Annotated in this window: 18 protein-coding genes, 1 tRNA gene and 1 riboswitch; of the genes, 6 read left to right on the forward strand and 13 right to left on the reverse strand. The window is 70.6% G+C overall.

Going from position 1 to position 25596, the window contains the following annotated elements; genetic code table 11:
* Nucleotides 1-741: 741 nt before the first annotated feature.
* Nucleotides 742-1695: a hypothetical protein gene (locus ABZ851_RS25650; protein ID WP_361131815.1), complete on the forward strand. Its 954-nt coding sequence runs from the start codon at nt 742-744 to the stop codon at nt 1693-1695.
* A 19-nt stretch (nt 1696-1714) separates the two neighbouring features.
* Here ABZ851_RS25650 and ABZ851_RS25655 read toward each other — a convergent pair whose 3' ends face one another.
* Nucleotides 1715-2074, reverse strand: coding sequence for a hypothetical protein (locus ABZ851_RS25655; RefSeq protein ID WP_361131818.1), 360 nt, complete (start codon nt 2072-2074; stop codon nt 1715-1717).
* Between the two features lie 98 nt (nt 2075-2172).
* On the opposite strand from ABZ851_RS25655, the gene ABZ851_RS25660 reads away from it, so the two are divergent.
* Entirely contained in the window at nt 2173-2400 is a 228-nt protein-coding gene (locus ABZ851_RS25660; RefSeq protein WP_030088455.1) for a DUF4287 domain-containing protein, read from the forward strand.
* Between the two features lie 146 nt (nt 2401-2546).
* On the opposite strand, the gene ABZ851_RS25665 is transcribed toward ABZ851_RS25660, so the two are convergent.
* On the reverse strand, nt 2547-3407 hold the full coding sequence (locus ABZ851_RS25665) for a Bax inhibitor-1/YccA family protein (RefSeq protein WP_361131822.1): 861 nt from the start codon (nt 3405-3407) through the stop codon (nt 2547-2549).
* A 755-nt stretch (nt 3408-4162) separates the two neighbouring features.
* Here ABZ851_RS25665 and ABZ851_RS25670 point away from each other — a divergent pair.
* Nucleotides 4163-7009, forward strand: a complete 2847-nt coding sequence (locus ABZ851_RS25670; RefSeq protein ID WP_361132026.1) for a CDP-glycerol glycerophosphotransferase family protein — start codon at nt 4163-4165, stop codon at nt 7007-7009.
* Complete coding sequence (locus tag ABZ851_RS25675) at nt 7009-8178, forward strand: glycosyltransferase (protein ID WP_361131825.1); 1170 nt, start codon at nt 7009-7011, stop codon at nt 8176-8178. The genes ABZ851_RS25670 and ABZ851_RS25675 overlap by 1 nt, the downstream gene beginning before the upstream one ends.
* Nucleotides 8179-8249: 71 nt before the next feature.
* Here ABZ851_RS25675 and ABZ851_RS25680 read toward each other — a convergent pair whose 3' ends face one another.
* Both ABZ851_RS25680 and ABZ851_RS25685 read right to left on the reverse strand, forming a co-directional pair.
* Complete coding sequence (locus tag ABZ851_RS25680; RefSeq protein ID WP_361131828.1) at nt 8250-9464, reverse strand: beta-ketoacyl-[acyl-carrier-protein] synthase family protein; 1215 nt, start codon at nt 9462-9464, stop codon at nt 8250-8252.
* Nucleotides 9465-10433: 969 nt separating this feature from the next.
* Nucleotides 10434-10515 (reverse strand) — tRNA-Leu (locus ABZ851_RS25685).
* Nucleotides 10516-10988: 473 nt separating this feature from the next.
* Here ABZ851_RS25685 and ABZ851_RS25690 point away from each other — a divergent pair.
* Both ABZ851_RS25690 and ABZ851_RS25695 read left to right on the forward strand, forming a co-directional pair.
* Complete coding sequence (locus ABZ851_RS25690) at nt 10989-11771, forward strand: ABC transporter ATP-binding protein (protein WP_361131831.1); 783 nt, start codon at nt 10989-10991, stop codon at nt 11769-11771.
* A 49-nt stretch (nt 11772-11820) separates the two neighbouring features.
* Entirely contained in the window at nt 11821-14382 is a 2562-nt protein-coding gene (locus ABZ851_RS25695; protein ID WP_361131834.1) for an FtsX-like permease family protein, read from the forward strand.
* Between the two features lie 61 nt (nt 14383-14443).
* Here the strand turns inward: ABZ851_RS25695 and ABZ851_RS25700 are convergent, their stop codons facing one another.
* The 9 genes from ABZ851_RS25700 to ABZ851_RS25740 all read right to left on the reverse strand — a co-directional run bounded on the left by ABZ851_RS25700 (nt 14444) and on the right by ABZ851_RS25740 (nt 25432).
* Nucleotides 14444-15775 carry a cyclopropane-fatty-acyl-phospholipid synthase family protein gene (locus tag ABZ851_RS25700; RefSeq protein ID WP_361131837.1) on the reverse strand — a complete coding sequence of 444 codons (1332 nt, stop codon included), beginning with the start codon at nt 15773-15775 and terminating at the stop codon, nt 14444-14446.
* Nucleotides 15776-15974: 199 nt separating this feature from the next.
* A complete protein-coding gene (locus ABZ851_RS25705) occupies nt 15975-17366 on the reverse strand; it encodes an NAD(P)/FAD-dependent oxidoreductase (protein WP_088798016.1) in 1392 nt (463 codons plus the stop codon).
* Between the two features lie 452 nt (nt 17367-17818).
* Nucleotides 17819-18838: a Ppx/GppA phosphatase family protein gene (locus ABZ851_RS25710; protein WP_361131841.1), complete on the reverse strand. Its 1020-nt coding sequence runs from the start codon at nt 18836-18838 to the stop codon at nt 17819-17821.
* Nucleotides 18835-19413, reverse strand: coding sequence for a DUF501 domain-containing protein (locus tag ABZ851_RS25715; RefSeq protein WP_336050642.1), 579 nt, complete (start codon nt 19411-19413; stop codon nt 18835-18837). The genes ABZ851_RS25710 and ABZ851_RS25715 overlap by 4 nt, the downstream gene beginning before the upstream one ends.
* A gap of 99 nt (nt 19414-19512) precedes the next feature.
* The gene (locus ABZ851_RS25720; RefSeq protein WP_336050643.1) at nt 19513-19965 is read right to left on the reverse strand and encodes a septum formation initiator family protein; all 453 of its coding nucleotides are present in this window, start codon (nt 19963-19965) and stop codon (nt 19513-19515) included.
* Nucleotides 19966-20121: 156 nt separating this feature from the next.
* Nucleotides 20122-21441: a phosphopyruvate hydratase gene (gene eno / locus ABZ851_RS25725; protein WP_336050644.1), complete on the reverse strand. Its 1320-nt coding sequence runs from the start codon at nt 21439-21441 to the stop codon at nt 20122-20124.
* 333 nt (nt 21442-21774) lie between these two features.
* Nucleotides 21775-22446: a transglycosylase family protein gene (locus ABZ851_RS25730; RefSeq protein WP_336050645.1), complete on the reverse strand. Its 672-nt coding sequence runs from the start codon at nt 22444-22446 to the stop codon at nt 21775-21777.
* A gap of 7 nt (nt 22447-22453) precedes the next feature.
* Nucleotides 22454-22666, reverse strand: a riboswitch (cyclic di-AMP (ydaO/yuaA leader).
* A gap of 210 nt (nt 22667-22876) precedes the next feature.
* A complete protein-coding gene (locus tag ABZ851_RS25735; RefSeq protein ID WP_361131846.1) occupies nt 22877-23878 on the reverse strand; it encodes a transglycosylase family protein in 1002 nt (333 codons plus the stop codon).
* A 297-nt stretch (nt 23879-24175) separates the two neighbouring features.
* Complete coding sequence (locus ABZ851_RS25740) at nt 24176-25432, reverse strand: cytochrome P450 (protein ID WP_336050666.1); 1257 nt, start codon at nt 25430-25432, stop codon at nt 24176-24178.
* Nucleotides 25433-25596: the final 164 nt, after the last annotated feature.

Raw genomic sequence — 25596 nt, forward strand, 5'->3', positions numbered from 1 at the left:
TAGCGGAGGGTGGAGGCCGGGTGCGAGGAACGAGTACCCGGCATCCGCCCGCAGCGGCGGCGAGGCTCAGCGCGACCGTGAACGCGCGCGGCTGAGCCGAGTCGCGGTACGCCGACCCGGCCCGGCCCGGCCCGTAGCAGAGAGTGGCCGCCGGCCCCGCGCGCGAGCGCATGCGCCCAGCCGCGCGCCGCTCGCCAGGGCGCGCGACAAAACGGACCAACTACCGCCCGGCGCACACCCCTCGCGGTCGTCCGGACACGGGCGGCGACATGGCGTGACCTGCGCCACTCGTTAACGAGATCGCGACCCAATCTCCCCCAGGATTGTGACCAACGCCCTGAGGGAGCGGCATTCTTGCAGGTCAGCAGGGGTTCGCCCGGCCGAACGAGCCCCCGACTCCCCTCCTTTTCGGGACATAGCGCACCCGGAGCGGTCGCCGACCACCGGCAGCCTGATGTAGGAAGTCGGAGAACATTCTGCTAACGGGAGTACGCCGGTGAGCGAGGCGCTACCAGGAGTGATCCCGTCAGCGAGCGCATCAAGGGGGTCACCCCGGCCGAAGGCCGGGGCGAGTCCACGTACCGATGCGCGGCCCGTGCGATGAGGTGAGGGCCGCCGAGCGAAGTGGGGAGGACGCATGAGCGAGCGTCACCCGGGGATCCCCTCGGCCACCGGCCGGGGGCGCATCACCCAGGGGTGCGCGTCTCGCCCGTGCGGGACCGAACGAAGAGAGGTTTCGGCATGAGCGTCACCACCCTCGTCCTGCTGCTGGCCGCGGCCGTCGCCGTGGCGCTGGGCGCCGCCGCCCTGCACACCGCCCGCGCCCTGCGCCGGCAGCTCGCCGAGCTGCACGCCGAGCTCAGCGCGGCCCGGCGGGAGGCCGTCGCGAGCACCGCGGCGGTGCATCCGGCCGCGGCAGCCATCCCGGCCGCCCGCGCCACCCCCGCCGCCGAGACCCCGCTCGCCGACATACGTGCCGCCGTCGCCGATGCCCTGGCCGAGGAGCGGGAACGCGAACTGGCCGAGGCACGCGCCTTCTGGGCCGCGCAGGAGGCCAGGGACGCCGCCGACGCCCCGTCGCTGCTGGGCGGCCTCGCCGGCCTCGGCGACGAACTCCTCGACGGCCGCACCGACCCGCGCGAGCTGCCCGACCACCAGGACGCCGACCGGTTCGACACCCAGCCGTTCCTCCCCCGCCAGGCGGACCTGGCCGGACTGGAGCCGCTACTGGGCCCGGACGCCCTGGAGGCGATGGACGCACTGGAGTCCATGGACGCCCTGGACGCGCCGGAGTTGGAGCCCGTCGAGGAGACCGAGTCCGCCGAGCTGGCCGCCGCGCGCCGGCGCCACCCCTCGCACCCCGACTTCTCCCCGTCCCCGGTGGTCAGTGACCACGAGCGCACCGTCGCGCGCCTGGAGGAACTGGCGCAGCTGGCGACCCCGCTCGCGGACGTCCGTCCCGGCCCGCTGGGCACCCTGGACGTCTACGTCTTCACCGACGGCACCACGCTCTGCCTGACCCCCGGGCAGCGCGAGACCGCGGAGCGCGTGGCCGGCGCACTGCACGCGGGGCACACGCCCGTGCTGCTGGGCGGCTCCGGCATCTCCGGCGCGTACGCGCTGACCTTCTCCTGGGGCGAGAGCCGCGAGGACAGCGTCTACATCCTCGCCGACCGCGTCATCGCCTCGCTCTGACCCGGCGCGGCGGTCCGCGTCAGCAGCGTTCCGCCGCCGCCCGGACGCATCGCACGGCCTCCGCCAGTTCGTCGGCGGGGGCCCTTTTCGCGTCAGAATCCCCCGGTGCGTCGGCCATCCGCACCGCCGCGGCACGCAGCGCCTCGACAAGATCGTGGCCGGCCACCGCCAGCTGGTCGCCGGCCGCGAACACCCCGGCGTCCGGCAGCTCCCGCGGGGGCTCCCCCGGCCGTTCGATCAGCTGCGCACGGGCCGCCAACTGCCGTGCCAGCGCCAGACCTTCGGCCGCGGCACCCTGGTGGAGCCTGCTCTGCGGCAGCGATCGGAGCCGGTCGGCGAGGGCGTCCACGGCGGTCTGCAAGGGGGTCACGTCAAGCACGCAGTGAGCCTATGCGCCACCGCGGGGTGGTTGCCAACGCCCGAACGCTCAGGCACGGTGGGCTGAAGAACCAGCATCGACCGCGTCCGGAGGCGCCGATGTCTCAGCTCTTCTCAGAAGAGACCCACCGGAACATGCTCTCCCGTATCCCGCACTGCACCGGCCGGGAAATCTCCGACTGGCTCCGCACCGTTGAAGAAGGCCCCGCTCTCTTCCGTTTCGACGAAAAGGTCAGCTGGCTCCGTGGCGAGCACAATCTCGCCTACGGCCACGCCAAGGCAATTGTCCATGAACACGACCTCAGGCGCGCCGCGCGCAAGTTCTGATCCGCGGTGACGGGGCCCGGCCCCGGCCCGGATCGGGACACTCCTCGTTCACCACGCCGAAGGGCCCGTGGGCAGATCTGCCCACGGGCCCTTCGTGCGGCGCTCGGGCCGCGTACGGCGCCTGGTGCGCCCGGCGTCGTGCGGGGTCAGTCGCCCCGGAGGATGGAGATCAGCCGCAGCATCTCCACGTAGATCCACACCAGGGTCGTGGTCAGGCCGAACGCCGCCAGCCAGGACTCCTCGCGCGGCGCGCCATAGGCGACACCGTCCTCGACCTGCTTGAAGTCCAGCGCCAGGAAGAGCGCGCCGAGGACCACGCCCACGATGCCGAAGACGATGCCCAGGCCGCCGCTGCGGAAGCCGAGGCCGTCACCCCCGCTGAACACCATGAACAGGACGTTGACCATCGACAGCAGGAAGAAGCCGAGGCCCGCGATGATCACGAAGCGGGTGAACCGGGCGGTGACCCGGATGATCCGCGTCTTGTAGGCCACCAGCATGGCGACGAACACCGCCATCGTGCCCAGCACCGCCTGCATGGGCGCGCCGTGCAGCTGCGGCAGGTCGTTGATGAAGCCGCTGAGCGCCCCGAGGAAGAGGCCTTCCAGCCCCGCGTACCCGAGGATCAGTGCGGGCGACGGCGTGCGCTTGAAGGACTGGACGACGCCCAGCACCATCGCGACCAGGCCGGCACCGAACGCGAAGCCGAGGCTCCCGGTCAGGAAGAGCCAGCCGGCGGTGGCGCCCACGATGAGCGTGCCGAGCGTCATGCCCGTGCGCATGACGACGTCGTCCATCGTCATCGGGCGGGTCTGCGGGCTGTACTGCGGCGGTGCCTGGGTTACCTGCTGCTGGTCCTGGGCGTAGGGGTTGCCGCCCTGCGCGTAGGGGTTGGCTCCGGCGTACGGGTTCGCGGCGGCCCCGGCCTGCGGCGGTGCGTTGAAGCCCGCGTAGCCGGTGGCGCGGCTGAACCCCCGTCGCGAGAAGACCGGGTTGCTGCTCCTCATCTCACTCCTCCATGGCCGCCCTGCGCGGCCTCGACGGCAAGCGTAATGGCTTGGCAAAGGGGCGTCGCTAGTTCTTGAGCAGGATCTTTCCCCGAACCCGCCCGGATACCTCCTCCGAGAGGAGCCGGACACCTCCTCCGGGAGGAGGACGTACGGGAGGACGCAGAGGTGCCCGGAGCGGGTCGGCGGGGGCCCGGAGCAGCCCCGGACGGGCGGCGCCCGACCGGCCGGGCGGTCCTGCCGCTACACCGTCACGCCTGCCCGTCCCCGCCATTTCGGATATTCGATCTCGTGCCGTGTTGTTGCTGTGTTCTTGCCGTGTTCTTGCCGTGTCCCGTCGCGCTCTTGCCGCTCCCTTACCGCTCCCTTGCCACTCTCTTGTCGCCTTCTTGCTGCCGTCCGTTGTCGTCACGCGAGGCAGCCGTGCTCGAACTGCCATTTCCGTCCGCCGCCCCGGGCACTCCTTCCCGGGACGCTTCGCACGGAATCCGATAAATGTCTGATCGCAACGGACCTCGCCCGACACGGCAGGCAACCGATTCACGGGGGGACCCGTCTTCCCTGGCGGCCGGATCCTGCCTCGGCGGGTGGATCTGCAGGGCTGACGCATGGTCAAGATCCGAACGCCGGAGGACCCCTCGCCACTCTCCCGCGACTCACCGTCCGTAGCACTATGGACGCGATCGGTTGTAATCCGGGGGTACAGATAGGGCTATTCTGGCGGGAAACAGTAGCGAAAGAGGGTTGAGGTGCCTGTGCCTGACGTCTCAGTAGTCGTCATCGTCTACAACGACGCCGACCGGTTGCCGACCGCGGTTCAGTCCGTGCTGGATCAAACGCTCCGGGACGTCGAGGTGGTGATCGTCGACGACTGCAGCACCGACCGTTCTTTCGAAGTGGCGCAGCGGCTCGCCGCTGATCATCCAGGGCGGGCCAGAGCCTTCCAGCTGCCGGAGAACAGCGGTGGGTGCGGCGAGCCGCGCAACGCCGGCATCCAGCACACCCGGGGCCGCTACGTCATGTTCCTGGACAGCGATGACGTCCTGGAACCCAATGCGTGCCGGAATATGCTGGAGGCCGCCGAGAAAACCGGCTCCGATATCGTTTCCGGTCAGTGCGTACGACTGCATGTGGACACCCGCAACAAGAAGCGGGACGAGTGGTATTCCTGGCTGTACTCCACCACCCGGACCATTGATTCCGTGACGGAATTTCCGGACCTGTTCGTGTGGGATACCCTCTCCACCAACAAGTGCTACCGGCGCGAATTCCTCATGGCGCACAATCTCCGCTTCGCCAAGGGATTGTTCTACGAGGACCTGCTCTTTATCGCCGATGCTTACCTCGCCGCGGAACGCATCACCCTGATCCCCAATCAGGTCTATTTCTGGAATGTCTACACGCAGGGCGCCGTGAAGTCGGTGACAAACCGCCGGCACGAGATGAGGAATTACGTCCACCGGCTGGAGGTCCACAAGCGGATCGACGCCATGCTGGCGGAGCGCGGTCTCACCGAGATGAAGCTCGCCAAGGACATCAAATTCCTCAAGCACGACCTGGTGCTGCACCTGCGGGATCTGCCGTTCCGGGACGAGGCCTACCGCCGGGAGTTCGCCGAGCTCTCCCGGGAATACCTCGCCGGCGTGGCCCCCGAGGCGTACGAGCACGTCCAGCCGATACAGGCCATCTGTGCGTATCTGCTCCAGCAGGGTGACTGGGCCAACCTGATCCCGGCGGTCGACACGCTCATCAACCGCACCAAGATCTCCTCGCCGCTCGCCGAGCACGACGGCCGGATCTACTGGTGCGGCGGCCACTTCGACGATGCGTTCGGGCGCGGAGTGCTGGACGTGACCGACATCGGCTACCACGAGAAGCCGGTCAACCAGCTGTTCCTGCGCAACCAGCTCACCGGCTTCGGCGAGTCCGGCCGGGCCGTCTCGCTGACCGGCGAGATCACCAACCCGCTCGGTGTCATCCCGCCCGGGGCGCGGCTCAAGGGCGAGCTGGAGTTCAGTGCCCGGCGGCGCAGCCTGCAGTCCTTCCACTTCCCGGTGCAGGAGCTGCGCCACGAAGGGGACGCGATCCACTGGGCGGCTGTCGCCGACCTCACCGCGAAGCTGCGCCCGCTGGGCATCGTCGACACCATCTGGGACGTACGGCTGCGCCTGGAGGTGGACGGCGTGCGCACCACGAGCCGGCTCACCGTCGCCGACACCACGCTGTCCGGGGCGCTGCCGGTGCGGCCGCGGCTGACACGGATGGTCGCCGACCACCTCGAACCGCATGTCTCGGCCAAGGGCCATCTGGCATTCCGCCTGGTCAGCGAGAGCCAGAAGGCCGAGCGGGTACAGGAACTGATCACCCGCGGGGTGCACGGCAAGCCGGGGACGCTGGCCAAGACCGGCTACCGCAAGGCGAAGGCGCTGCGCGGCAAGGTCCTCTCGGGCGACAACAAGATCCGCGCCTATCACGAGGTGTTCAGCCGGCTGCCGGTCAAGAAGCGCACGGTGGTCTTCGAAAGCCACCTGGGCAAGCAGTACAGCGACAGCCCGCGCGCCCTCTACGAGGAGATGCGCCGGCGGGGCCTGCAGTTCGAGGCGATCTGGTCGTACGCGGGGTCCCCCAAGGGCTTCCCCAAGGACGCCACGCTCGTCAAGCGCTGGTCGCTGCCCTACCTCAAGGCGCTGGCCCAGGCCGAGTTCTGGGTGGACAACCAGAGCTACCCGCTCAAGCTCACCAAGCGCCCGGAGACCACCTACCTCCAGACCTGGCACGGCTCGGCGCTGAAGAACATGGGCTTCGACCAGCCGGCGCTGAAGGCGCAGACCCGGCAGCAGCAGGCGGAGCAGCAGCGTTCGCTGGACCGCTTCGACCGGTTCCTGATCCGCTCCGAGCACGATGTGCACACCCTCGCCAGGGCCTTCCGGCTCCAGGAGAAGACCCTGCTGCGGGTGGGGTACCCGCGCAATGACGCGCTGGTGCGCGCCCGGCAGCGGGAAGCGGACCGGGGGGTGCGTGAACGCGGGCCGCTGGCAGCCAGTTGGGGCATTCCCGACGACAAGACCGTGCTGCTTTACGCGCCGACGTTCCGTAAGGCCGGCGGCCGGCACGGGCGCTTCGAATTGCCCTTCGACGTGGAGCGTTTCGCCGACCGGTTCGGTGACCGCTATGTCCTGCTGGTGCGTTCGCACTACCTCAATCACGTGGTGCTGCCGCCGACCGTGCAGGGCCGGGTCATCGACGTATCGGGGCACCACGATGTGACCCCGGTGCTGGAGCTGGCCGACGGGCTGATCACCGACTATTCCTCGGTGATGTTCGACTACGCGCTGCTCGACCGGCCGCTGGTGTTCTTCACCTACGACTACGACGAGTATGTGCACGAGGGCCGGGGCACCTACTTCGATCTGCTGGAGCACGCACCGGGCCCGGTGGTCCGCACCGAGGAGGATTTCCACCAGGCGATCAAGGTCTTCGACTCGCAGTCCGCGGAATACGCGGAGAGCCGCAGGGAATTCGTCGCCAAGTTCGGTGAATACGACCAGGGCAACGCCGCCCGGAGCATCGTCGATCAGTTTTTCGCGCAGTGGAGCCGTTGATGACCGAGTCGTACGCAGCCGAGCCGCGGGACATCTTCTTCGTCTCCAACAGCGTCAACGAGGTGGGTGGCGTCACCAGTTGGTCGCACCAGATGGCGCGCCTGTTCAGCGAGCGGGGCCACCGGGTGCACCTCATCGGCGTGGTGCCGCCCCCGGAGGGGCGGGTCCACGAGCTGGCGGCCGATCTGCCGTTCAAGACCACCACGCTCTACTCCGAGCACCCGCCGTCCGTCCGTCCCCCGCGGGGCCTCAAGGGCAGGCTCAACCTCGTCGAGCAGCGCCGTCGCGCCGCCCGCGAGGCCGGTATGCACGAGCAGGCGGGCAAGATGAGCGCGCTGTTCCGGGCGGCCGAGCCGGGCGGCGTGGTGATCGTCACGCAGGTGTGGGCGATGGAGTGGGTGGCGCTGGCCGACACCGCGGGTCTGAGTGTGATCGGTATGAGCCATGAATCCTTCGAAACTTGCCGTAAGTCGTCGCGCTTCGGCCGGGTCAAGCGGTTTTACGCGAACGTCGACCGGATGTTGACGCTCACCCGGGAGGACGCCGACCGCTGGATCCGGCAGCGGATGGACAACGTCGGCTTCATGCCGAACCCGCTGCCGTTCTTCCCGGAGGTCCCCTCGGACCGCTCCCACAAGTGTGTGGTCAGCATCGGCCGGCTCCACGAGGAGAAGGGCGTGGACCTCCTGCTGGAGGCCTGGGCCAAGGTCGCGCCGCAGCACCCCGACTGGACGCTGCGGATCTACGGCTCCGGCGAGGAAGAGGAGGCGCTGCGCAAGCAGGCCGCGGACCTGGGGGTCGCGTCCACGGTCGCCTGGATGGGCCGGACGTCCGATGTGCCGGGCGCACTGCGCCAGAGCGCGGTCTTCGCCCTCAGCTCGCGCGGCGAGGGCTTCCCGCTGGCCCCCATGGAAGCCATGGCGACGGCGGTGCCGTGTGTGGCGTTCGATGTGGCACCGGGCGTCCACGAGATCATCTCGGACGGCGTGGACGGCCTCCTCGCGCCCCCGGGCAACATCACCGAGTTCGCCCGGCACCTCGACACCCTGATGTCCGACAAGGACCTCCGCGACACCATGGGCGAAGCGGGCCGGGAGAACATCCAGCGCTTCTCCACGGAGGAGATCGTCGGCCGCTGGGAGAACCTGTTCGCGCTCGTGGAGCGCTGAGGCGCGGACGGGACCCCCACAGCCTGCGGGAGGGGCCGCCACGTGATCCGTGGCGGCCCCTCCCCGTGGGGTCACGCGGTGAAGACCAGGCTCACGTTGTGGCCGCCGAAGCCGAAGGAGTTGGCCAGTGCGGCCTTCCAGCTGCCGGTCCGGTTCTCGCCCCGCACCACGTCCAGGTCGATCCTCGGGTCGAGGGTGTCGAGGTTGCGGACGGCGGGGGCCACGCCGTCCCTGAGCGCCAGCAGCGCCGCCAGCGCGCCCACCGCGCCGGAGGCACCCAGCATGTGGCCGGTCATGGACTTCGTGGCGGTGACGGAGGCATGGGTGCCCACCGCGCGGCCGATCGCCTCGGCCTCGGCCAGGTCGCCGGACTCGGTGGAGGTGGCGTGGGCGTGCACATGGCCGATGTCCCGCGCGGTCAGATCCGCATCGCGCAGGGCCAGTTCGATGGCGTGGACCTGGCCCGCCGCGTCGGAGGCCGTGATGTGGTTCGCGCTGGAGCTCACGGCGCTGCCGGCCAGCGTGCCGTACGCCGTCGCGCCGCGGGCCCGGGCGAACCCGGCACGCTCCAGGACCATGATTCCCGCGCCCTCGCCCATGACGAAGCCGCTGCGGGCCACATCGAACGGGCGGGAGACCGCCTCCGGGTCCGCCGACTGCGTGGAGAGCGCCTTCATCTGGGCGAAGGCGGCGAGGGTGAACGGGTGCAGGCAGGCCTCGACGCCGCCCGCGACCACCACGTCCACCCGTCCGGCGCGGAGCAGGTCGAGGCCCATCGCCAGCGCCTCGGCACCGGACGCACAGGCGCTGACGGGCGTCCTGGCCCCGCCCTTGGCGCCCAGGTCCATGCTCACCCAGGCGGCCGGTCCGTTGGGCATGAGCATGGGCACCGCGAACGGCGAGAGCCGGCGTGCCCCGGACTTCTCGAAGAGGTCGTCCTGGCCGAGCGTGGTCAGCACACCGCCGGTGCCGGTACCGATGACCACGGCCAGCCGTTCGGGCTCGACCTCGGGCGCGCCGGCGTCCTGCCAGGCCTCGCGCGAGACGCGTATCGCCAACTGCTCGCTGCGGTCCAGCTTCCGGGCTTCCGTACGCGGCAGCGCGGCGGCCGGATCCTCGGTGAGGGAGGCCGCGACGCTCACCGGGAGATCCGCGGCCCACTCCTCTTCCAGCGCGCGCACCCCGGACTTCCCCGCCAGCAGCCCCGACCAGGACGATGACGCATCGGCGCCGACCGGAGTCATCGCTCCGACACCCGTCACCAGCACCTGACCGTTCTCGGTCATCTCCGTCTCCTCTGATCTCATAGAAACCGCACAAAGCCCATGGCGGGCCCGTAGAGATCATCTCAGCGATACGCTCGCCAAACAGGGGCCGAGCAGACCGATTTCAGCAACGGTAAGTTGTGAATCTCCCACAACAACGCGCACGCTCTCGGCACCGGGAAAACCGCGGTGATCCGCTCGACCGCTCCGCACGCCCGTTTCGGACCCCCCGGCCGCCCTCGCACACCGGAGCGGGCCGCCCGTCCTTGCGTACAGCAGCCACCACATCGCATCGCCTCACATTCGAAGGCGATGGGGCACCATTTCTTTCACGCCGCAAAACTTCCGAAAGCGCCGATCGCTCGGCGCCCGGCGCGTTCGCCGTCCACCACCCGGCGACGCCAAGAAGGCAAAAGCGGGCCCGGGCAACAGAAGTGGCACAACGTTTTCCGGATCAGGGCGGGCACATCAGCCGGACGGCGTCGGAGAGGAAGTGCGCGGTGCCGGGTATCGGCTCACCGACAGCGGGAAAATCCAATATTCAAGTTACCTCGGGTATGTGCCAGGAGCGCGCCCCGCGAGGGCCGTACGAGGCGAACACCGTGCCGCCCACCACGAAGACGGGGAACCCCTGCCGTCCGCCGGGCCGCCCGCCCAGTAGGCCCCACCCGCCACACCCGACCGCCGTTCCCGAAGGCGGCCTGTGCGCAGGCTAGTTGACGGGCCTTCAGCGCTCCCCGGAAGCGGCCCCGACCGTAGGACACGGTACGAACAGGGCAGGAACAGGGCGGGCCGCCCAGGCGTTTGTCCGATGCCGTCATGGCGGCACTTCACTTGGTAACCCGGGATATTTCCGGCACGGTTTTCCGCGGGCGGCTCTCGTCGTCCGCACCGTCAAAGTCCCTGCGTTCCCGGCGTGTTCCGGTGAAGGGCAGGGACCTGGGATCTATATGGTTGTTGGTTCAAGGTCTCAAGGTTGCGCTTGAGCAGTGCCCGGAGCCGGACTTGAACCGGCACGGCCCGTAGGCCAGCGAGGTTTAAGCTCGCCGTGTCTGCATTCCACCATCCGGGCCTGGGCTCCCCCCATGCCACCTCAAAGAGGCAGCACGAGCGTAGCCCGCAGCGCACGACACAGATCGGCCGCTCTTCCCGAGGTTGTCTTATTTTATTGGCAACTGAGGGAGCATCAGTGCCGGGTACAGGCCTTGGGCACATGCCTGAGGCCCGCCTTCGCCAGGACACCCCGCAACGCAATTTCTTGTCCGAATTGACGGAAACTCGACGCCCTCTCCGAGCCCCCGCGCCGCCGCCGCACCGGCCCGTCCGGCCGCTCCGGACGCAGTAGCGCCCGTCAGGGTTCCGCTCCTCCCCAGGGATGACCCGCACTCCCCGGCTACCTCCCAGGTGTGGCCCAGGACGGGCACAGGGGTTGACGTCCGGGCCCCCGCCCTGTCCCACGATGGAAAGGTCCGCTTCCCTTCGCGGCAGCCGTCCTCACGGCCGCCGCGGATCCGAGGTCCTTCGTCCCGACAGGAGCCCGTTCCCGTGACCACCACCCACACCGGCGTCGCCCCCGCCCCCCGCGCCACCGCGGCGGCCGCCCGCGCCACGGACCTCACCAAGGTCTACGGACAGGGCGAGACCCAGGTGGTCGCCCTCGACGCGGTCTCCGTCACATTCCAGCAGGCCCAGTTCACCGCGATCATGGGCCCCTCCGGGTCCGGCAAGTCGACCCTGATGCACTGCATGGCGGGGCTGGACGCGATCTCCGGCGGCTCCGCCCGGATCGGCGACACCGAACTGACCGGGCTGAAGGACAAGAAGCTCACCCAGCTCCGGCGCGACAAGATCGGCTTCATCTTCCAGGCGTTCAACCTGCTGCCGACCCTCAACGCCCTGGAGAACATCACCCTGCCCATGGACATAGCGGGCCGGAAGCCCGACCGCGCCTGGCTGGACCGCGTCGTGGAGACCGTCGGCCTGGCCGGGCGTCTCAAGCACCGCCCCGGCCAGCTCTCCGGCGGCCAGCAGCAGCGCGTCGCGGTCGCCCGTGCGCTGGCCTCCCGGCCCGAGATCATCTTCGCCGACGAGCCGACCGGAAACCTCGACTCGCGCTCCGGCTCCGAGATCCTCGGCTTCCTGCGCAACTCCGTGCGCGAACTGGGCCAGACCGTGGTGATGGTGACCCACGACCCGGTCGCCGCCTCGTACGCGAACCGCGTGGTCTTCCTCGCCGACGGCCGGATCGTCGACGACCTCGCCGGCCCGACCGCCGACACGGTGCTGGAGCGCATGAAGGGCTTCGACGGCCGGCGTCGTACGACCTGATCAGCAACCGCCGCCAGAACTCCGGACCTCTCCTCCAGGACTGACCCCCATGTTCCGTACCGCCTTGCGCAATGTGCTTGCGCACAAGGCCCGGCTGCTGATGACCGTCCTCGCCGTGCTGCTCGGCGTGGCCTTCGTCTCCGGCACCCTGGTCTTCACCTCGACCATCTCCGACGCCTTCCGCACCAGCTCCGAGAAGAGCTTCGACAACGTCGACGTCGCCGTGCTGCCGGCGTCGCCCGACGGGCCCGGCACCACCGGTGCCAAGGACTCCCGCCTCGACGGCAAGGCGCTCGGCACCCTGGCCCACCTCCCCGGCGCCGCCTCCGTCACCGGCACCGCCGACGGCTTCACCGGGGTCGGCGACAAGGACGGCAAGCTGATCGCGTCCGGCGAGAACAGCCGCGGCAGCAACTACTTCCGCGGCAAGGACGGCAAGGACGCCCGCTATCCGCTGAAGCAGGGCACGGCCCCCGCCGGCGCCGGCCAGTTCGCGCTGGACGCGGGCACCGCGGCGAAGGGCGGCTACCACGTCGGCGACACCGTCCGGATATCCGCCGGCGGACCGGTCCGGCAGCAGAAGCTGACCGGCATCTTCACCACCGACGACGGCCGGGTCGCGGCCGGCGGCTCGCTGGCCCTGTTCGACACCACGACCGCGCAGAAGCTGTTCGGGCTGTCCGGCGGCTACACCGAGATCGACGTCAAGGCCGCGGCCGGGACGTCCCAGGCCGCGCTGCGGCAGGCGATCGACAAGGCGCTGCCCCAGGGCAGCGCCACCACCGCCACCGGCAAGGAACTCACCGACGCCGAGGCCAAGGCGATCGACCAGAAGACGGAGGGCATGAGGACCGCGCTGCTGGCCTTCGCCGCCGTCGCGCTCTTCGTCGGCATCTTCCTCATCGCCAACACCTTCACCATGCTGGTCGCCCAGCGCACCAAGGAGCTGGCGCTGCTGCGGGCGGTCGGCGCGAGCCGGCGCCAGGTCACCCGCTCGGTGCTGATCGAGGCGTTCCTCGTCGGTGCGATCGCCGGTGTCTCGGGCCTGGTGGCCGGGATCGGCCTCGCCGCACTGCTGCGGGAGGTGCTGAACGGCTTCGTCACGAAGTTCCCCGAGGGGCCGCTGGTGGTCTCGCCCTCCGCGGCCGTCGCCGCCCTGGGCATCGGCATCGTCATCACGGTGCTGGCCGCCTGGCTGCCCGCCCGGCGCGGCGCCAAGGTCCCACCGGTCGCCGCGATGAACAGCGTGCACGCCGTCGCCACCACCAAGTCGCTGGTGGTCCGCAACACCCTCGGTGCGCTCGTCGCGGGCGCCGGTACGGCCGCGGTCATCGCCGCCACCTCCACGTACGACGGCGACGACACCAGCAAGATCCTGCTCGGCGGCGGCGGAATGCTGCTGCTGGTCGGCGTGTTCATCCTGACGCCGCTGCTGTCCCGTCCGCTGATCGCGCCGGCCGCCCCCGTCCTGCGCGCCTTCGGCACCTCCGGCCGCCTCGCCCGGCAGAACGCGCTGCGCAATCCGCGCCGTACCGCCACCACCGCCTCCGCGCTGATGATCGGGCTGACCCTGATCACCGGCATGACGGTGATCGCGGGCAGTACGCAGCAGGCCATCGACAAACTGGCCGTCGACGCGCTGAAGGCCGACTACACCATCTCCATGGAGGGCCACGCCCCACTGCCCACCACCACGGAGAAGCAGGTCCGCCAGGCGCCCGGCGTCACCGCCGTCACCCCGCTGCGCGAGGGCATGGCGACGATCGGCACCGGCGACGCCGCCCGGTATCCGACCCGGCTGACCGGTGTCGACGGCGCACAGTTCGGCTCGCTCGTCCGGCCCGACATCAGCGAGGGGTCGCTCGGCACCCTGCGCGGCGACCGGGTCCTGGTGGACGAGGACACCGCTGCCCGCAACGGCTGGCGGGCCGGCTCGCACCTCCCCGTGACGTTCCAGGACGGCAAGACGTCCACGCTGACGGTCGGGGGCGTCTACCAGGGCAACCAGATGCTGAGCGGCGTCTACCTGGACAACCGCACCCTGGCTCCGCACCAGAAGGACATCGGCGACAGCCGGCTGCTGGTGAAGATGGCCGGCGGCGCCACCGACGCACACAAGGAAGACCTGGTCAAGGCGCTCGGCAAGAACCCGGCGGTCACCGTCGCGGACAAGAAGGACGTCTCGAACGCCATCGCCTCGATGTTCACCCTGCTGCTGAACATGCTCTACGGCCTGCTGGCCATGGCCGTGATCGTCGCGGTGCTCGGGGTCGTCAACACCCTGGCGATGTCGGTCTTCGAACGCTCACAGGAGATCGGCATGCTGCGGGCGATCGGCCTGGACCGGCGTGGCATCAAGCGGATGGTGCGGCTGGAGTCGCTGGTCATCTCGCTGTTCGGCGGGGTGCTCGGCATCGGGCTCGGCGTGTTCATGGGCTGGGCGGTCGGCCGGCTGATCAGTGCCCACCTGCCCACCTACGAACTGATGCTGCCGTGGGCCCGGATGGGCATCTTCCTCGGCCTGGCCGCGCTCGTCGGCGTACTGGCCGCCCTGTGGCCGGCGTTCCGGGCGGCGCGGCTGAACATGCTGGCCGCCATCAAGGCCGAATAGCGCCCCGGCGCGGCCCCGTTGCCCGCCCGCTCCTGCACGGCAGCGGGCGGGCGGGCGGCGTTCAGCCGCGGTGGGTGCCGGTGCGCCACTCACGCGCCCGCCACGGCAGGTCCGAGGTCCCGGACTCCGGTGTACGGACGGCCAGCACCTGGTTGACTCCTATCCGGTTGCGCTCGAAGGACAGCGCGGAGGCGGCCATGTACAGCCGCCACACCCGGGCCCGGCCCACGGAGGTCAGCCGCGCCGCCTCGTCCCAGTGCTCCTCCAGGTTGGTGACCCAGCGCCGCAGCGTCAGGGCGTAGTGCTCGCGGATCGCCTCCACGTCCCGCACCTCGAAGCCGGCGTCCTCCAGCTGGCCGACGGTCCGGCCGAGCGGCGCCAGTTCACCGTCCGGGAACACATAGCGGTCGATGAACTCGTCGACGTGGTACGCCGACTCGTCCGCGACCGGCCGCCGGGCGATCTGGTGGTTGAGCAGCCGCCCCCCGGGCTTGAGCAGCGCATACAGGGCACCGGCGTACTCCGCGTACCGGGTGCGGCCGACGTGCTCGGCCATGCCGACCGAGGAGATCGCGTCGAACGGCTCGTCGTGGATCTCGCGGTAGTCCTGCACCCGGATCTCGACCCGGTCGGCCAGCCCGGCTTCGGCGATGCGCTTACGGGCGAAGGTGGCCTGCTCCTCGGAGAGGGTGATGCCGACCGCCCGTACGCCGTACTCGCGGGCCGCGTGCAGCACCATCGAGCCCCAGCCGCAGCCGACGTCCAGCAGCCGCAGGTCCTTCCGGAGGCCGAGCTTGCGGCAGATCAGGTCCAGCTTGCCGCGCTGGGCGTCCTCCAGGGTGGCGACGCCCTCCTCGGCGGTCCCCCAGTAGGCGCAGGAGTAGACCATGGACGGGCCGAGCACCAGGGCGTAGAAGTCGTTGCCGACGTCGTAGTGGTGGCTGATGGCTTCCTTGTCGCGCCGCAGGGTGTGCAGGGGTCCACGGCGGCGTCTGACCTCTTCCGCGGGCGGCGTCGGCGGGACGGGGGCACCGGCCAGCGACAGCAGCTCCCGGGCGGCGGCGCGGACCTCCGGGCGGGCCAACGCCCGCAGCGCGGCGGCGCGGTGCGGCGCCGCCGTGTCGCCGCGCTCCCAGATCAGTCCGGCGAGCCGGTCGAGCGCGTCGTAGAGATCGCCCTCGATGTCGAGGTCGCCGGCCACCCAGGCGCGGGCCAGGCCCAGCTCGCCCGGTTTGAACATCAGCCGGCGCAGCGCCCGGCGATGGCGGATGACGAGCGTGGGTGCCCCCGGCGGGCCCGACTCGCTGCGGTCCCAGGCGCGGATGCGCACCGGGAGCGGGACTCCCAGCACCTCCTCGGCGAGCTTGGTGAGCCGTCCAGCGGCGTCGGCCATGTCGCACACCTCCGTGTTGACGAGTCGGGCAAAGAAGTTTCACCCACCACGTAAACGCCAATGGGGCGCCCGGATAGTCCCGTTCACACGCAAGAGAACCGCACACCGCCCGGTTTCCGCCAGAGCGGACACGCCAAAGGGCGCCCGCCCCACGGATGGCGGACGCCCTTCGGGCTGGTCGGAGTACCCGACCGGGAATTCAGGAAGCCTTGGCCTTCGTCTTGTCCCCGGCCTCGGCGGCGGTCGGCGGGGCCGGCGCCGGCTTGGCGGCCTCGTAGAACTCCTCGCGGGGGTTCTCCATGGCGCCGAGCGAAACGACCTCGCGCTTGAGGAACATGGCCAGCGTCCAGTCCGCGAAGACCCGGATCTTGCGGTTGAACGTCGGCATCGCCATGCCGTGGTACGCGCGGTGCATGTACCAGGCGAGACGGCCCTTGAGCTTGATCTTCATCTTGCCCATGACGATCATCGCGACGCCCTTGTGCAGGCCCAGACCGGCGACCGCACCCTTGTTGGCGTGGCTGTACTCCTTCTGCGGGAAGCCCCGCATACCGGAGAGCACGTTGTCGCCGAGGACCTTGGCCTGCCGCAGCGCGTGCTGCGCGTTCGGCGGGCACCAGGCGTTCTCGTTGCCGTTCTTGCGGCCGACCATGTCCGGGACCTGGGCGTTGTCGCCGGCCGCCCAGATGTAGTCGGTGCCCTGCACCTGGAGGGTGGCGCCGGTGTCGACGTGGCCGCGCGGGCCGAGCGGCAGACCGAAGCGGGCCAGCGCCGGGTTGGGCTTGACGCCCGCGGTCCACACGATGGTGTTGGAGTCGACCTCGAGGCCGTTGTTGAGCTTCACATGGCCGTCGACGCAGGAGTCCATGCCGGTCTTGAGGTAGACCTCGACCCCGCGGCCCTCGAGGTGCTCCTTGCCGTAGGCACCGAGCTTCGGGCCGACCTCGGGGAGGATCTTGTCGGCGACGTCGACCAGCAGGAAGCGCATGTCCTCGCGCTTCACGTTGTTGTAGTACTTCGCGGCGTCGCGGGCCATGTCCTCGACCTCACCGACGGTCTCCGCACCCGCGAAGCCACCGCCCACGAAGACGAAGGTCAGCGCCTTGCGGCGGACGTCCTCGTCGGTCGTGGAGTCGGCCTTGTCCAGCTGCTCCAGCACGTGGTTGCGCAGGCCGATGGCCTCTTCCACGCCCTTCATGCCGATGCCGTTCTCGGCCAGGCCGGGGATCGGGAAGGTACGGGAGACCGCGCCCATCGCGATGACCAGGTAGTCGAAGGGCAGCTCGTACGCCTCGCCGACCAGCGGGGCGATCGTGGCGACCTTGCGGTCCTGGTCGATGGTGGTGACCCGGCCGGTGAGAACCTCCGCCTTGGGGAGCACGCGTCGTAGCGGCACCACGACGTGGCGGGGGGAGATGCTGCCGGCTGCAGCTTCGGGGAGGAAGGGCTGGTACGTCATGTACGAGCGCGGGTCGACGACCGTGACGGTCGCCTCGCCGTACCGCATCTGCTTGAGGATGCGACGTGCCGCGTACAGGCCTACGTACCCACCGCCTACAACGAGGATCCTGGGACGCTCCGTGGTGCTCATGCAATCGAGTATCCACCCCCACATGGGGGGTCGCTCGTGAGCCCCTTCACAAGCAAGCCAGGGGCATCTGCTACACTCCGCCAGCTTCGTGACCGACGCCATAGTCCAATCCGGAACCACCGGGTGCCGCGAGGCGTTGGAGACCCCTGTTGATCAGGGATTGTCGTCCGCCGGGCGGGTGAACCACCGCCTGTGTCGGCGCGCCGCCCGCGCACCGGCCGCCGCGCATTTTCCGGGTCGAGACGCCCTGGAGCCTTCGAATGAGGGTCGGACGATCAGATTGTTCGTCCAACGGGAGGGATTTTCATGTGAAGGATTTCACGAACTTTCTCCGCGGGGCCCTCCGCGGAGCCCTCCCGAGCCCCCTGTAGTGCGCTCGGACGGGCATCACACCCGCTCAGAAAACTCCGCGGCAGAGGCCGTTGCCGGCCTCTGCCGCTTCTCCGCCGCCCTCAGCCGGCGAGGCTCCAGGCGATGCCGTCGAGGATGTCGTGCTCGCTCGCGATGACCTTCTCGGCGCCGGTCCGCTCCATGACCGACAGCAGCACCAGCGCACCCGCGCCGATCACATCGACCCGGCCCGGGTGGAGCACGGGGATGGCCGCGCGCTCGGCATGGGTGGAGGTCAGCAGGCGCTCGGTGATCTCGCGGACCTCGGCCAGGGAGATCACCGAGTGGTGGATGGCCCCGGAGTCGTAGCCCTCCAGGCCCCGCGCGATCGCGGCGACCGTGGTCACCGAGCCGGCCAGGCCCACGAGGGTGGCGGCCTCGTCCAGCGGGACGGTCTCCGCGGCCCGGTCCAGCGCCGCGGCGATATCGGCCTTCATGGCGCTGATCTGCCCCGGGGTCGGCGGGTCGGTGAGAGAGGCGTGCGCGGCACTCGTTGAGGGGCGGTGGCCGGGAGACGGGTGGGCCTCACCGCCGTGCGCCAGATGCCGTTCGGTCATCCGGACACAGCCGACGTCGACCGAGCGGGCGGCGCGGACGGAGTCGTCACCGAGCACGAACTCGGTCGAGCCGCCGCCGATGTCGACCACCAGGAAGGGCCGCGCCAAGTCCGCACGGCCGGTGAGGTCCTTGGTGGCCCCGATGAAGGAGAACTCCGCCTCCTGGTCGCCGGTGATCACCTCGGGCTCCACGCCCAGGATGTCCCGCACACCGCGGACGAAGTCCGCACGGTTCTCCGCGTCCCGGGAGGCGGAGGTCGCCACGAAGCGGACCTGCTCGGCGCCCAGGCCCTTGATCACGGCGGCGTACTCGCGGCAGACCGCGAAGGTGCGCTCCAGCGCCTCGGGCGCCAGCCGCCCGGTGCGGTCCACGTCCTGCCCCAGCCGGACGATCTCCATCCGGCGTTCGAGGTCCTTGAGCTCGCCCGCCGCCCCGGGCCCGGAGGAGGCCTCGGGCACGGTGACGTCCGCGACCAGCAGCCGGAGGGAGTTCGTACCGCAGTCGATGGCGGCGACCCGCTTCACTTGGCGTCTCCTTCGGCAGCGTCCCGGTCCCCGGGGGCGTCCGGGCCGCCGGAGGTGTCCTGGCAGGGGGTCACGCACGGCCCCTTCTTCCACCACTCCGGCAGCATCGCCAGCGCCTCGTCGCCGAGCGGGTTGACGCCCGGCCCGGCGGCCAGCGAATGGCCGACGAGGACGTGCAGGCACTTGACCCGGTCCGGCATGCCGCCCGCGCTCGGGAAGCCCTGCAGCACCTCGATGGCGTCCCGCCGGCGGATGTAGTCCTCGTGGGCGGCCCGGTAGGCGGCGGCGAGCTCGGGGTCGCTCGCCAGCCGCTCGGTCATCTCCTTCATCACGCCGTTGGCCTCCAGCGTGCCGATCGCGGAGGCCGCGCGCGGGCAGGTGAGGTAGTAGAGCGTGGGGAAGGGCGTGCCGTCCTCCAGGCGCGGCGCCGTCTCGACGACGTCCGGCTGCCCGCAGGGGCAGCGGTGCGCGATGGCGCGCAGGCCGCGCGGCGGGCGGCCGAGCTGTTCCCGGAAGGCGGCGATGTCCGCGTCGGTGGGCTCGGTGGGCTCGGTCTGGGGCGGGGGGGTGTCCATGTGCGCTTTCGGTGAGGTGAGTGGTGAGGTGGCGGCGGGGCGGCCGTCCGGCCCCGACACTACGGGCTGCCGCCGGGCGGCGGTACGGGCAGCCGGGGGCTACCGCTTGTCGGCCGCGTCGACGGTGTCCCACAGATTCTCGTACCAGGGGCGCTGCGCCGCTCGCGGCCCCTTCGGTGCCGAGCCGGTGGCGGAGCCGTCCTGGACGATATAGCCGGTCTCGCCCGGCATGAGGTAGTGCAGATGCCGGCGGGCCTGCTGGCGTACGAAGTCGGGGTCCTGCCAGCGCGCCTTCTGCTCGCGCAGCCGGTCGAGGGCGGCGCCCGCGTCCTGGGCCTTGCGGCGCTGGTCGGCGATGTCGGAGCGCTGGGAGACGTACTGCCTTATCGGGTACGCGAGGGCGACCACCAGGGAGCACATCACCAGCGCCAGCAGGGCGGCGCGGCCGGTGAGGCGGTTACGGCGGGGCGGGCGGGCGCGGTAGACGCGGGCGGCGGCCTGCTCGCCGAGCGCCTTGAGTCGGGTCGCGGTCGAGAACCGGTCCGCGGGCACGTCGTCTCCCCTTCACTGACGGACGCCTGACTGCTTCAAGCAGGCACGTCCCCGGCAACGGTACGGGACCGTCGCCGGGGACGTACGGGGTGCTGGGCGGTTGCCTCGCCCGATCGGCCCTCTGCCCCGGTCGGGCGGGCAGCGGGCCTGGTGCGGTCAGCTGTGGCGGAACCGCGGGAAGGCGGAGCGGCCGGCGTAGACCGCGGCGTCGTCGAGGATCTCCTCGATGCGCAGCAGCTGGTTGTACTTGGCGACGCGCTCGGAGCGGGCCGGGGCGCCGGTCTTGATCTGGCCGCAGTTGGTGGCGACGGCGAGGTCGGCGATGGTGACGTCCTCGGTCTCACCGGAGCGGTGCGACATCATGCACTTGAAGCCGTTGCGCTGGGCCAGCTCGACGGCGTCCAGGGTCTCGGTCAGCGAGCCGATCTGGTTGACCTTCACCAGCAGCGCGTTGGCGGAGCCCTCCTCGATGCCGCGGGCCAGGCGCTCGGGGTTGGTGACGAACAGGTCGTCGCCGACGAGCTGGACCTTGGCGCCGAGCTTGTCGGTGATGACCTTCCAGCCGGCCCAGTCGTCCTCGAAGAGCGGGTCCTCGATGGAGACGAGCGGGTAGGCCGCGACCAGCTCCTCGTAGTACTCGGTCATCTCGGCGGCCGAGCGGTCCTTGCCCTCGAACTGGTACTTGCCGTCCTTGTAGAACTCGGAGGCGGCGACGTCCAGCGCGAGCGCGATGTCCTGGCCGGGGGCGTAACCGGCCTGCTTGATGGCCTCCAGGATGAGGTCCAGGGCCTCGCGGTTGGAGCCCAGGTTCGGGGCGAAGCCGCCCTCGTCGCCGAGGCCGGTGGACAGCCCGCGCTCCTTCAGGACCTTCTTGAGGGTGTGGTAGACCTCGGCGCCCCAGCGCAGCGCCTCGGAGAAGGACTCCGCGCCGATCGGGGCGATCATGAACTCCTGGATGTCCACGTTGGAGTCGGCGTGCGAGCCGCCGTTCAGGATGTTCATCATCGGGACGGGCAGGACGTGCGCGTTCGGGCCGCCGAGGTAGCGGAACAGCGGGAGGTCGCTGGCCTCGGAGGCGGCGTGCGCGACGGCGAGGGAGACGCCGAGGATGGCGTTGGCGCCGAGCGAGCCCTTGTTGTCGGTGGCGTCCAGGTCGAACATGGCCTGGTCGATCAGCCGCTGCTCGGTGGCGTCGTAGCCGACGAGCTCCGGGCCGATCTGCTCGATGACGGCCAGGACGGCCTTCTCCACGCCCTTGCCCAGGTAGCGGTTCGGGTCGCCGTCACGAAGCTCGATGGCCTCGAAGGCGCCGGTGGAGGCGCCGGACGGCACGGCGGCACGGCCGGTGCTGCCGTCGTCGAGGCCGACCTCGACCTCGACCGTGGGATTACCTCGCGAGTCGAGAATTTCGCGGGCTACGACGACGTCGATCGACGGCACGTTGTCTCCTTCGTGGGTGTCTGGCGTTCTGCGCATGAGCCTAACGGCCCGGGGTGCGTCCGCCCGCCCTTGGCCCGCTCCGTGGGACGGAACGGCCCGGAATACTCCCCAAAGACCCAGTTCGCGGGAGATTTCAGGGCATTGTTCGCTGAATGGGAAAAAACCGTGATCGTCGCCGGTCACCGGCGTGCGGCCGTCTCGGCTGCGGCGGCCCGGGCACGGCGCCGGACGAGAGAAGCCCCGCCGCGACGCGCTGGGGGGAAGGGCGCGCCGGGCGGGGCGGTCTCACGCAGGAAGCGGTCTCACGGAGGTCTCACACGGGAAGGGGGCTCGCCGCTCGGGCCCGTCCGATCCCGGTGAGAAGGAGACTCAGACGTTGAGCTTCTGACCCGGGAAGATCAGGTTCGGGTTGCCGCCGATGACCGACTTGTTGGCCTTGTAGACGGACTTCCAGTCGGTGCCGTGCGCCTTGGCGATCTTGGCGAGGGTGTCGCCCGCCTTGACGGTGTAGTTGCCGTGGCCCATGGACTTGCGCTCGGTCGAGCGCGAGGCGTGCTGCTCGGGAGCGGCCGGGGCCTTCTTCGTCTCGGCCTTGGCGGAGCCCTGGTCCTGCTGGGGCGCGGACTTGGTCTGCGCGGAGCCGGAGGTGTCGACGTCGGCCGCGGGGCCGCCGGAGGTCAGGTTGCCGGCGCCGGCGCAGGACCAGGCGCCCGGGCCCTGGATGGCGAGAAGCTTCTCGGCGGCGGCGATCTGCTGGGACTTGCTGGCCAGGTCGGCGCGCGGGGCGTACTTGGTGCCACCGGCGGCGGCCCAGCTGGAGTTGGAGAACTGCAGGCCACCGTAGTAGCCGTTACCGGTGTTGATCGACCAGTTGCCGCCGGACTCGCACTGGGCGACCTTGTCCCAGGTGGAGACGGAGGCGGCGGAGGCGGAGGTGGCGCCCATCAGCGGGACGGCCACGGCAGCACCGGCGATGCCGGCGAGGGTGGCGACGCGGACGGCCTTGGAGGGACGACGGTGCTTGCCCTTGATGATCAGCATGGTTCGTTCGTTTCCTCACCGACGCCTACGAGGTGAGCTGTCGGGTTCGGGCTGTGAGAATCGCCCGGCCGTGTGCGCGTGACGCACGTGGCTTCACCCCAAGCCGGCTGACCCGCTTTCACGGGCGGGGCCGGCACTTACCTTGGTTCCCCCGCTCCTGCCTTCGGCGCTTGCGCGTCAAGTGCCTCCGATCACCGGCAGGATTCGGCGTGTGATCAAAGGGCCCGCTTTGGCGAGCGGTCCTGACGTTAAGCAGTAATGGGCTTGGGGTTCAAACCCCACCATCTGAACCAAGTTGACCGCTTTTGATCACGACTGGGTCACATACCCGCAGGTGAACCCCGGTTTACCGAGGCGGTACACACCGAGGTTCAGCCGAGTCAACGAGACCCTTGTCTCACTTTCCCAAAAGCGGTCGAACGGCGGCGAATTACCCCGCGGAGTGCCCGAGATCGAGCAGTTGGCCCGGCTTGATCAGGTCCGCGTCGGAGCCGATGACGTCCTCGTTGCGGTCGTAGAGGGCGCTCCAGCCGCCGGACAGCCGGTGGGCCGAGGCGATGGCTGACAGCGTGTCACCCGGGCGCACGGTGTAGTCGCCGTCGGCGGCCGGGCCGGTGCGCCCGGCGTCGCCGCGCGAGGCGTGCCGGCCGCCGGAGGACCTGCCGTCGTCGTCGGCGCCCTCGTCGCCCGCACCGCCGCGGTGCTTGCCCTTCGCGGGCGTCTCCCGCGGCGTGCCGGAGGTGTCCGTACGGCTGCCGCCCTCGGACGGGTCGGCGGACGGGTCGGCCGGCTGCGGCGGGTCATCGGACGGGTCGGCGGAGTGCGACGGGCCGGTGGACGGGTCGGTGGACCGCGACGGGTCGTCGGCCCGGTCGCCCGGCGTCGCGGGGCCCGATGCCTCGTCGCCGGGCTCGTGCGTCCCGGCGGAGTCCGAGGCGTCGGGCGACGGCGTCGGAGCGGACGGCTCGTCGCCGGGCCCGTCGTGCGTCCCGTCGTGCGTCCCGGCGGAGCCCGAAGCGTCAGGGCTGCCGGACGAGTCCCAGGGGTCCGGGGAGCCGCCGTCGTCCGACGGGGCGGGCGAGGGGGTGGCGGTGCTGCCCGGGTCGACCTCCGGCGCCTGGCCGTCCTTGGTCAGACCGGCGCTCACCGCACAGCTCGACCAGACTTCCGGGCCGCGGTGGTGGAGGATCGACTCGGCCACCGCGATCTGCTGGGAGCGGCTGGCGAGGTCGGGGCGTGAGGCGTAGGCCGAGCCGCCGTAGTTGTCCCACATCTCCTGGGTGAGCTGCAGCCCGCCGTAGTAGCTGTTGCCCGAAGCCGCGCTCCAGACGCCACCGGTCTCACACTGCGCGACCTTGTCCCAGGTCGCGGTGTCGGCGGCGTGGGCGCCACTCGCGGCGAGCAGTGGCAGGGCGAAACCGGCGCCGGTCACTCCCGCCGTGACAAAGATGGCCGGTGCCTGGCGGGGTCGACGGTGTCGGCCGTTCCCGGAACGCATGCGGATGCCTTTCGCGCGGCGGTTGAGTTGTACGACGAGCTCTGTGAGCTGCTCGACGGGTACCCGCCCGGCCGACGCGCACGCGGCGCACCGTTACACCGGTCCCCCACATCACCGCTTCGGCCGATCGGGTGAAGCCCGTCGATCGTCGGTGGAAAGGTAGCCGGGGTCACGGGTAGTCACAAGTCGGTGTAGTGCAGATCACGCGAAGGTCACGCACCTGACTCTCTGTCACTTCTGACCTTGTTGCTGGTCAGGGCGCTCGGGCGAGAACTCCACCGGCAGCGACCGCAGTCCGCGCATGATGAGCCCGCCACGCCAGCGCAAGGCGTCCGGTTCCGCCGCGAGCCGGAGGTCCGGCAGCCGGGTCAGCAGCGTCGCCAGCGCGGCCTGCCCTTCGAGCCGGGCGAGCGGCGCGCCCAGGCAGTAGTGGATGCCGTGCCCGTACCCCAGGTGCTGGTTGTCACGACGGGTCAGATCCAGGACATCCGGCTCGGTGAAGCGCGCCGGATCGCGGTCGGCGGCGGCCAGTACCACCAGGACCGGGTCGCCCTTCGCGATCCGCTGCCCGCCCAGAGTCAGTTCCTGCGTCGCGAACCGCCAGGTCGCCAGCTCCACGGGGCCGTCGTAACGGAGCAGTTCCTCGATGCCGGTGGTGAGCAGGTCGGTGTCGCCCGCTGTGATCGACTTCTGCAGCAGCTCGCGCTGGGCCGGGTGGCGCAGCAGGGCGTAGAGGCCGTTGCCGATCAAGTTCACGGTCGTCTCAAAACCGGCGAACAGCAAGATGAAGGCCATCGCGGCGACCTCGTTCTCGGTGAGGTGCTCGCCGTGGTCCGAGGCCCGGATCAGGCCGGAGATCAGGTCCTCGTCCGCCTCCGCGGTGTCGCCGAGGGTTTCGCGCTTGCGGTGGATCAGCTCGGCGAGATAGCCGCGCATCTTCTTCACGGACCGGGCGACGCCGCCGCGCGGCCCCCCGCCGTGCCGGATCATCATGCCCGCCCAGTCGCGGAAGTCGTCCTGGTCCTCGCGCGGCACGCCCAGCAGGTCGCAGATCGCGTAGATGGGCAGCGGGAAGGCGAACTCATGGATGAGGTCGGCCTCGCCCTCCGTCGCGAACCGGTCGATGAGGTGGTCGGTGAGCTCCTGGACGCGCGGGGCGAAGGCGGCCACCCGGCGCGGGGTGAAGGCCTTCGAGACCAGCCGGCGCAGCCGGGTGTGGTCCGGGGGGTCGATGTTGAGCAGATGCGTCATCAGGTTGGCGCTGCGCTCACCGGGGATGCCGACCTTGCCCTTCCCGTGCGCGGCCTCGCTGTGGTGCACCGGGTTCTTCGACAGCCGGCCGTCGGCGAGCGCCTGCCGCGCCTCGGTGTACCGGGTCACCAGCCAGGCCTCGACGCCGCTGGGCAGCTCGGTCCGGTGCACCGGCGCATGCTCCCGCAGCCAGGCATACGCGGGGTAGGGGTCGGCGGCGAACTCCCAGGTGAACAGCTCGGGGGCGGACCCGGCGGGGCAGCCCGCGGCGGCGTCGGCGGCAGGGGACGGACGGCCCGCGGGGGCGTCGGCGGCGGGGCGGCCCGCGAGTGCGGAGGCGTCGGGGGCGGCGCGGCCCGCGAAGTCGTCGGCGGCGGGGGTGTCGGGCTTGTCGTGCACCT

It is taken from the genome of Streptomyces sp. NPDC047049 (assembly GCF_040643995.1).
GTDB lineage: Bacteria > Actinomycetota > Actinomycetes > Streptomycetales > Streptomycetaceae > Streptomyces > Streptomyces mooreae.